Annotated in this window: 4 protein-coding genes; 2 read left to right on the top strand and 2 right to left on the bottom strand. The window is 35.9% G+C overall.

Annotation, left to right across the window (positions count from 1 at the left end; genetic code table 11):
* Positions 1-90: 90 nt before the first annotated feature.
* Both RAO94_11030 and RAO94_11025 read right to left on the bottom strand, forming a co-directional pair.
* A complete protein-coding gene (locus RAO94_11030) occupies positions 91-984 on the bottom strand; it encodes a polyprenyl synthetase family protein (protein MDP8322873.1) in 894 nt (297 codons plus the stop codon).
* 8 nt (positions 985-992) lie between these two features.
* Positions 993-1,907 carry a M23 family metallopeptidase gene (locus tag RAO94_11025; protein MDP8322872.1) on the bottom strand — a complete coding sequence of 305 codons (915 nt, stop codon included), beginning with the start codon at positions 1,905-1,907 and terminating at the stop codon, positions 993-995.
* A 1,696-nt stretch (positions 1,908-3,603) separates the two neighbouring features.
* On the opposite strand from RAO94_11025, the gene RAO94_11020 reads away from it, so the two are divergent.
* Complete coding sequence (locus tag RAO94_11020) at positions 3,604-5,697, top strand: T9SS type A sorting domain-containing protein (GenBank protein MDP8322871.1); 2,094 nt, start codon at positions 3,604-3,606, stop codon at positions 5,695-5,697.
* A gap of 116 nt (positions 5,698-5,813) precedes the next feature.
* Positions 5,814-9,180, top strand: a 3,367-nt coding sequence (locus RAO94_11015; protein ID MDP8322870.1) for a right-handed parallel beta-helix repeat-containing protein, incomplete at its 3' end; no start/stop codon positions are given.

Raw genomic sequence — 9,180 nt, 5'->3', positions numbered from 1 at the left:
CAGCAAACAAATCGTATCCAGATGAGCTGGTGCTCATTTTCTGAGGCATTTGGGCTGCTTCTGAAAGCAGTTTTATCTCAACCTTCATTTCTAATATTTTCTTGTTAATAAAAATTCTGCCAAATGATCAAGATAAATAGCTTTCTCACCATATCTTTCCAGTCTGGCTCGGGCATCTTCGATAAGTTTTTCCGCTTCCGTCCTTGATTCTTCTAATCCATTGATAGATGGATAAGTTGCCTTTTTCTGCTGAGTATCTTTACCGGTACTTTTGCCTAAAGTTTCTTGATCACCTTCAATATCAAGGATATCATCGATGATTTGAAAAGCAAGACCAATCTTCTCACCAAAAATTCGCATATTTTCAGTATCTGCTTCCGATGCTTTGCCCAAAATGCAGCCAAACCTGATCGCCAGGTTTATCAAACGCCCGGTTTTATTCTTATGGATATAATTAAGAGTCTTTTCATCAATATTTTTGCCTTCGGACTCAATATCAACCATCTGTCCCGCGATCAAACCCCGATGCCCTGTTTCCTGGCAGAATTCACGCAATAACAGTAATTTCAGCTTGTCATTTATTTCTGCATTATTGATAGATTCAATGGCATTAATGAGCAATGCATCTCCAGCCAGCAACGCTATATCTGCTCCATACAGCACATGACATGTCTTTTTGCCTCTGCGGTAATCATCATTATCTATATCCGGCAGATCATCATGGATCAAAGTATATGTGTGCAGCATTTCCAAAGCTGCTGCTACTGGTAATATCTTATCAGTTTCTATTCCAAAAAGCTGGTAAGTATGCAATAATAAATAGGGACGCAGACGTTTGCCACCAGCAAAAAGCGTGTGACGGATCGCTTTGTGTATCTGCTTGGGATATTCATCCTTGCGAGGTAAAAACCGATCCATCTCTATATTTACTAATTCTTTTTTCTCTTTTATATCTCTTTTCAGTAACATCCTGTCTTGGCTCATTAATTCCCCTATTTTGATAAAGCTATATCTTCTCTTTCCTGAATGAAATATTTGGCTGGGTTACGGTAACGGTTATATCTGTGCACTTCATAGTGAAGATGTGGTCCTGTAGAATCTCCCGTATTTCCCATGCGGCCAATAATTTGTCCCTTTTCCACTTCCTGACCTTTCTTCACCAGTATCTTGTTTAAATGACCATAAATCGTCTCAAAGCCGAAATCATGGGCAACTTTTATGTATCTTCCCATCATTGCGGTTCGCGTAGTCACCGTCACCTTGCCTGATGCTGTGGCATATACCGGTGTTCCCACTTTATTAGCAAGGTCTACACCGTAATGAAAATCTTTTTTATTGGTTACAGGATGACGCCTGTTGCCATATCTTGAAGATATTCTCCCGAAGGTGGGATAGATGGAAGGTGTGCTGCGATAAAGATCACTTCGTAACTGATAATTCTCATGCAGTTCCTCATGGGTTTGATAATTAAATGCCACCTTACCCCTTAGATCATTAAGCCGGTTGACCAGCAGATTATATTCCAGATTGGCTTTAGGATCGCTCAAGCTTAGTTCATTATCTATCTGCGGCAATCCTCCAATACCCATTTTTCGCACTTCTTTATTGATCTCTTTAAAATTCTCCCGCGAACGGATATCATCTTCCCAGTTTTGCATCAGTTCCAGACGGATCATGATCGAATCTATCTCACAATTCAAACTGGTTATCTTATCCTTCAGCAAAGAATTTTCCTCCATCACCAGATATGATTTTCGCATATCACCATATCCATGATATATATATATTACTCCTGATACAATTAAAACTACCAGCAGCAGCACTGTGATACTCACTGCTATCAGCATGTTTTTTCTCAAACTTAGCTTAAGTCTAAGATCTGTACCTTCTTCAAATTTCATGCTCATATATTACCTTATTCCTACATTTTTCCTATTATTTGCATAAATAAAATACCTAATCAATTGTCAAGCTATAATTTAACCTGACATCCTGCCGGAATTAATCAGGATTATCTAACTGCAGGAAAAGTTAGATTTATTTCTGCTAAGTATCCGGGTAACTAACCCTTGAAATTCAGGCAGTAAGAATATAACCCTTATACTCAAAAATTTCAGCCATCAATACTAGACAAACTTTATAATACGTTATTACAGAAAAAAGATGAAACAATTCTGCTATTTGATAAATTTTTCCTGAATTGACAGATTTTGAAGCAATTATTGAAAAATCCCATACCTTGCACAATTCATCTCCTTCACTTCTGTAATAACTCCTATTATTGCAACACTTTATATTAAGCTGAAAATTCTTTCCATTCTTCAAGTGCAAATCAGGAGGAACAACAAAGCACGTAGTGACATTTTTTTGTTAGATAGTTCTTTGTTGTTCCTCCTTAAGTTCGCTTATGGGGTGATAATGAAACAGGGGTATAATTTAAAATAAGATGAAAATAATAAATGCTGTAAGGTCTGAGGATTGTAGATCATGACTTTAATGAAAGCAATGGTGATTTCCATTGGGAAAAACTGTTTTAACAAACATAACAAGTGTGATAAAATTAGCTTATAACTTATAAAAACCATCAAACAAGCCACAGGGAACCCACAGGGAGTGTACTGGGGGCATGAATTGCGTACAATTGATATTGTAAATCACTTATATACATGGGAATGCGCTGAATTTATCAGGGATTTCTGCTCTTCTACTACAAAATTTCAGTTATGAGAATTATAAAGATTTCTATCAATACGAACAGATAATAATATTATAAACTATTTGGTTAATCAATATATGAAAATTGAACCTTCTCGTATTTGATATAATACAATGTATATTATTGATCAGATCGATTTCTATTATGGAAGGTAATTTGGGGAAGGGGACGATGGTATTACTACATGATAAATATTAGCAGTATGTTAGGTAATACAATAAATATTATAATGGAATGAATATTGCTTGAAATAGTAATTGAAATTAATTGAAACGCTATGAAATTATAGTCAAAAGAGAGTGTGATATACTTATTATAAGTAGTTTATATAAATTGAGGGATATTATTTATGTAACTGGTTACTGTAAATAATGTTTACAGCATGTTATGGTTAAATAAATTTTGGTAAATTGGTTTTCTTATAAAGTTAATTAAGGAAAAAATGAGTTAATAGGAGAATGAGAAAACGCTTGACCAGGGATATCAGGGGCGGAAATATTGAGTTAAGATACGAATGTAGATTGACTTAAGATTTGTGGGAATTACTGATTACCAGAAGTTCCCGATACATCGGGACAAGCTTTGTCCGGAGTACCGTTCAAAACTTCTGTTTGGCTGGGGATGACAATGATGGTCGTTCTCAAGTCAATCCACTGAGGAAATTGTCTTAACTCGATAACTTGCTGGGAGATAAGGGAAAAAAAGGAAATGTTATGAAGTTATATTTAGCTCTATGTGTTATATTTCTATCAGATAAAAACCAGGGATATGGCAGAAACACGGAAGATGATGCTCATAAAGTAATTTTGAATTTTGAGTGTTGAATTATGAATGAAATGGGGAGCGGGAATTTTTCCCGCTTCCCTTAATGTAAACCGGGAGTAGTAATGAGAGTAATTTTTTTGATAATTTTCATTGTTTTATGTTCATTGTTATCTGGTATTGATGTAGCTGGTTCCATTTATGAAGATACTGTGTGGAGTCCGGAGAACAATCCCTATCATGTTGTGGGTGATATCACGGTGGAAGAAGGAGCAAAATTAACTATTGAACCGGGAGTGCTGGTAATGATGAAGTCCATGATGATGTATGACCATGATGATTTCTTAAATAATGCACTTTATAGTTCTGCAAATCATACAGGAAATATCTTTGTGCATGGAGAACTGGAGACGATTGGCACGGAAACGGACAGCATCCGATTTACCAGGGATACTGATTCATTATACTATCACTGGGGTGTCATAAGGATATATAATCAGGATAGTAAAACACATTTCCGGCACTGCCATATAGATCATTCATCTGTAAGTTGGGCATTCATGTATCGCTTTGAAGGGGCTATTACTTCAAGTAGTAGTGATATTTTGATTGAAGATTGCTATTTTTTTAATAATTATACTAATATTGAAAAAGTTAGTGGTCAGGGTAGCTATATATCGGTAAGAAACTGCAGATTTATGACCGAGCTAGGTGAGATCGGAGATTACTGGGGTAATAATGGAATAGGATATTCGATTCGAACTGGTCCCGGATACTTTACAGGAAACTACTTTGAAAGCAAAAAACTATACTTGAGCGGATTAGTAGCATATAATGATTTTCGAGGAAATTATTTTTGGCAACCACACAACACTGGAGGGACACCTTTTTATGTTTACAAAAATGATTATGGATTACCATCAGGAACATATTGCGGGATACCGATCTTTGAAGATATTGATTGTGACCTTATCTTTGCCTGCAACGAAATAGAGGATTTGGTATGTATAGCTTTTGATATTGAACATGGTTACTTTTACTTTTTTGATAATTGTTTCACTAATACAGATATTATAATTGAATATAATCACTCATGGGATGGAGACGCCTATGTTTTCAATAATGTATTTGATAACAGCTTAGTTTCTTTTATGAGTGGTACTACACATATTTTCAATAATATCTCCATGAATACATCATCAAGCGGGATCAGACCCTGGCGAGCTGGGAGTTTTTTTAATAATGTATTTGTCAATAACTCCAATGTACTTGATTTTGATACAGATACAAATCCGTTTTATGGACCCTACGAAAATTGTGTATTTCTTGATTGTAATTATCCTATATCTGGTGATCCCTTATTCTTACCTGGTTTCAGGAACTGTCTGTTTGATTTTGATCTGCCTATCAGTATTATCAATCTGGGTGGTAATATAATAGATGAAGATATGGATGCTGAAGATGTATTCATCAATCCAGATAATGGTAATTTTCATCATATGCCGGGTTCTGTCTGCATTGATGCCGGATATGAAACAGGAAATCTTCCGGGGTTTGATTTTGGATATCGAAACAGGATCTGGGATGGAGATGGAGATGGAACAGCAGAAGTAGATATCGGTGTTTTTGAGTATGAAGCACCTTCTTTGGGAGGGATAGAGGGCTATACTCATAATCAGGAAACTTCTGAAATACTAAGAAATGTATTTGTATGTGATGATACTGAAGTATATCTATTTGATGTTAGCGATAGCACCGGATATTACCGGATCACGTTAGCGGATGGAGTATATGATCTAATTGCGGAGTTTCCTTTTTATCAGGACTTTATAATGCAAGGAATAACAGTGAATTATGGTGACTATACGGAGCTTGATTTGTACCTGGCACCAGAAGGTTATGTCGAAATAGATGAGCATGAAATCGTGGAAAATATAAATGGTTTGGAGCTATATAATTATCCTAATCCGTTTAATCCGGAAACGACAATATACTTCTCCACCACAGAGTGCACAGAGAACGCAGAGTTAATTATATATAATATAAGAGGTCAGAAAGTGAGAACACTTGTGGATGGGTTTTTACCTGCCGGAGAGCATTCTTTTAGCTGGGATGGACGTAGTGGACATATCGGACAGAGTGTTAGTTCCGGTATGTATCTGGTAAGGTTGAAAGCAGGAGAACAGCAAGCCTCGACGAAGATGCTACTTTTAAAATAGTAAAGATGAAGAAAAGATTTTTAGCCACAGATTACACTGATTAACACAGATTAAGTAAATAAAAGCATGTCTTATCCGTGCGAATCAGTGAAATCGGTGGCTTAACAGGAGTTATTATGTTTAGATATTTTGTAATTTTGATTTTTATTGTTCCGATGTTTCTGGTTTCTAATCTGATTGAGATAGATATCAATGGCGGGTTAGATTTTACTTCTATTCAGGCGGGGATTGAAAGCAGCGTCAATGGTGATACATTACTGGTATATCCGGGAGTATATGAAGAATTAATCAACTTTGGGGGTAGAAATATTACCGTGATCAGTCTCTATTATGCAACCGGTGACAGCTCTTATATTGCAGAAACAGAAATAAACGGCAATCAAGAGGGCTGCGTGGTAACTTTTGAGAATATGGAAAGTCCGGATGCAGTTCTGGGAGGATTTACCATAACAGAAGGAATGGGGAGTAATTATCCCGATTATCGAGGCGGAGGAATAAGCTGTTTGTATTTTAGTTCTCCTACACTGAAAGATCTTTATATTACCTCAAACTGGATGGGTTGTTCGGGTGGTATATATTGTGAATTCTCAGACCCATTGATCGAAAATTGTAGAATTTTTGATAATTATTATGGATATTCTCAATTTGGCGGGGGTATAACTTTGTATCATTCTAATGCACATATTAATAACTGTCTGATTGAAGATAACCTAACGGAAACTTATGGTGGGGGCATCTGCGTGTTGGAATTATGCGATCCAGTAATTGAAAATACTATCATCAGAAATAATAGATCTAATGGTGCAGGAGGTGGCATATATGCACAAGCATGTAACCTGACTTTGTCTAATGTGATCATTGAAGAGAATTATTGTACAGAAGGTGGTGGTATGGCATTATACTTTCAAGTTAATACGGAATTTGATAATGTGATTTGTAGAAATAATGATGCAACTATTGGTGGTGGAATGCTATTAATCGGTTTGAATGATGAAATTAGTGGTATTAAAATAAATAATAATATTGATTCTTCGGGCACAGGTATATATATTAATAATTCAGATATTACGTTAAAAGATTTGGAAATATGTTGTAATGATTCAGAAAATCGCCATGGAGCAGCAATTTATTTAAGTAATAATAGTACATTGTACTGTGAAAAAGTTACTTTTGCAAACAACTTATCTGGTTATGATTCAATCTTAATGGACGGATCAGTTTCATTATATATGAATAATTGCATTATGGCTGATGAGGGAACCAGTATTAAGTTTGATAATTTTGGGGGATACAGTAATTTTCTTTCCATAAGTTATTGTAATTTCACTGGAGGGGAGGAAAGTCTTGATTGTGAGAGCTATGGCAGCTATGAATGGGGTGAGGGTAATATAAGTGTGGAACCGGGTTTTGCATGTCCAGAATTAAATGACTGGCGCTTGATGTATTACTCGGAATGCATTGATGCCGGTGATCCGGAAAATGATTATGATCCAGATGGCACTGTCTGCGATCTGGGAGCTCATTATTATGACCAGGAAAACGGGACATATCCGGAGATCAACATACCGGAATATCTTCATTTTAATAGTGGAGAGATAGTTGTAATGGATTTTGCCCAGTATGTATATGATATCAATCCGGATGAATTGACCTTAAGCGCGAGTGGAAATGAAGATGTACTGGTAGGTATTGATGAAATGGAGGTAACCTTTAGCTGCACATATAACTGGTCAGGTACTGAAGTGCTTGTTTTCAGTATTAATGATAACAGTGGCAGGTTGATCAGCAGTGATGAGATGGCTGTTGATGTAACCAAGGATTTGATCTATGTTCCGGAAGACTGTGAAAATATCCAAACAGCTATTCAGCAGGCTTGCATGGATAGTACTATGATCATAGTTGCTTCCGGAGAATATTATGAAAACCTGGATTTTATGGGAAAGAACATATCCCTGGTCAGTTACTATGAAACCACCGGTGATACAGCATATATCAGCGAAACTATCATTGATGGAAGTAGTCTGGATGCAGTTATCACAATTGATAGCAGCTCAGTAGCCAGAATATCTGGATTTACGATAAGAAACGGATATGATAATGATGATCGTTATATAGGAGCAGGAATAAATGTTGATCACTGTTCATTAATAACAATTGCTAATTCAGTAATAGAGTACAATAATGGGCATTGTGGTGGAATTCTCATTATGAACTCTTCATTTGAGCTGCTTGATGTAGTTATCAGGAATAATATAGGAAAAGCATTAGCGATGTATAGCAATATTGACATTGGAATCGATAATTTAGAGATTTATAATAATGATGAATTTTCTGGTTCATTTATTGATTGTTACGGCTCTGGTGAAGTAATAATACAGAATATTCATTACCATAATAATTATTCTGATTCCTGGACTTCTGGTTTAAGTATTGGAAGTATTGATAATGGTATTATAACCGGAATAACTTTTGAAGAGAACATTTTCAACCAGGGCTACGGAGGTTTATCATTAACTGCAATAAGTAGTTCTACAATATCAGATATTACTATAAAAAATAATAGTGCAGTAAGATTTCCGGCATTTAACCTTGATACTATAAACAGCACAATACTTACAAACATTGTCATAGAGAATAATGAAACAGTAGAATCCAGTAGTGGAATAATGATGATAAATTGCGGTAGAATTGAACCTATTGTAATAGTAAATACATTGATAAATAATAATATCTCGTCAGATATGTGTGGTGCTGTTTATACATCAAGAAGTACTGTTTATTTTATTAATTCCTCAATTATTGATAATATCTCAGAGAATGGAGCAGCAATAGTAAGTACTTCAAGCAGTAATGAGCTTTATTTTCAAAATTGTATAATTTATGGTAATGAACCCGCCCAAATTCAATTTAATGTACCTGCAAGATCAAATACTATTTATATTGATCATTGTAATGTGCAGGATGGTGTAGCTGGTGTGATACAATATGGCAGTTCAAATTTAAACTGGTTAGAAGGAAATATTGATGCTGATCCGGATTTTATGGGATTAGATCCTTATCCTTATTCATTATTGGAAGGCTCTCCTTGCATAGATGCCGGAACACAAGACTTTTATATAGAATTAGAGTTTCCAGAAACGGATCTGGCAGGTAATCCGCGGATCAGTGGTGATAGCATTGATATGGGCTGCTATGAATATCAGTATCCTGGCGATAGTGGAGATGCTGAAATAGTGGATATGTCAGGTAAGGTCTGGTGTTATCCTAATCCCTTTAATCCAGAGGTTACTATTTCTTTTTCTACCACAGAGGTCACAGAGAACACAGAGGTTAATATTTACAATGTAAAAGGTCAGCGCGTACGCGAATTGAATCCACCGAGGCGGACAAGAATTGAAAACTCAATCCACCGAGGCGGACAAGAATGTAAAATGAATTCAGTAGTTTGGGATGGAAAGGACGATTCTGGGAAACAGGTAAGCA

Origin of the sequence: Candidatus Stygibacter australis, assembly GCA_030765845.1 — a bacterium.
Taxonomy (GTDB): domain Bacteria; phylum Cloacimonadota; class Cloacimonadia; order Cloacimonadales; family TCS61; genus Stygibacter; species Stygibacter australis.
This window is presented reverse-complemented; position numbering and strand designations above follow the sequence as displayed.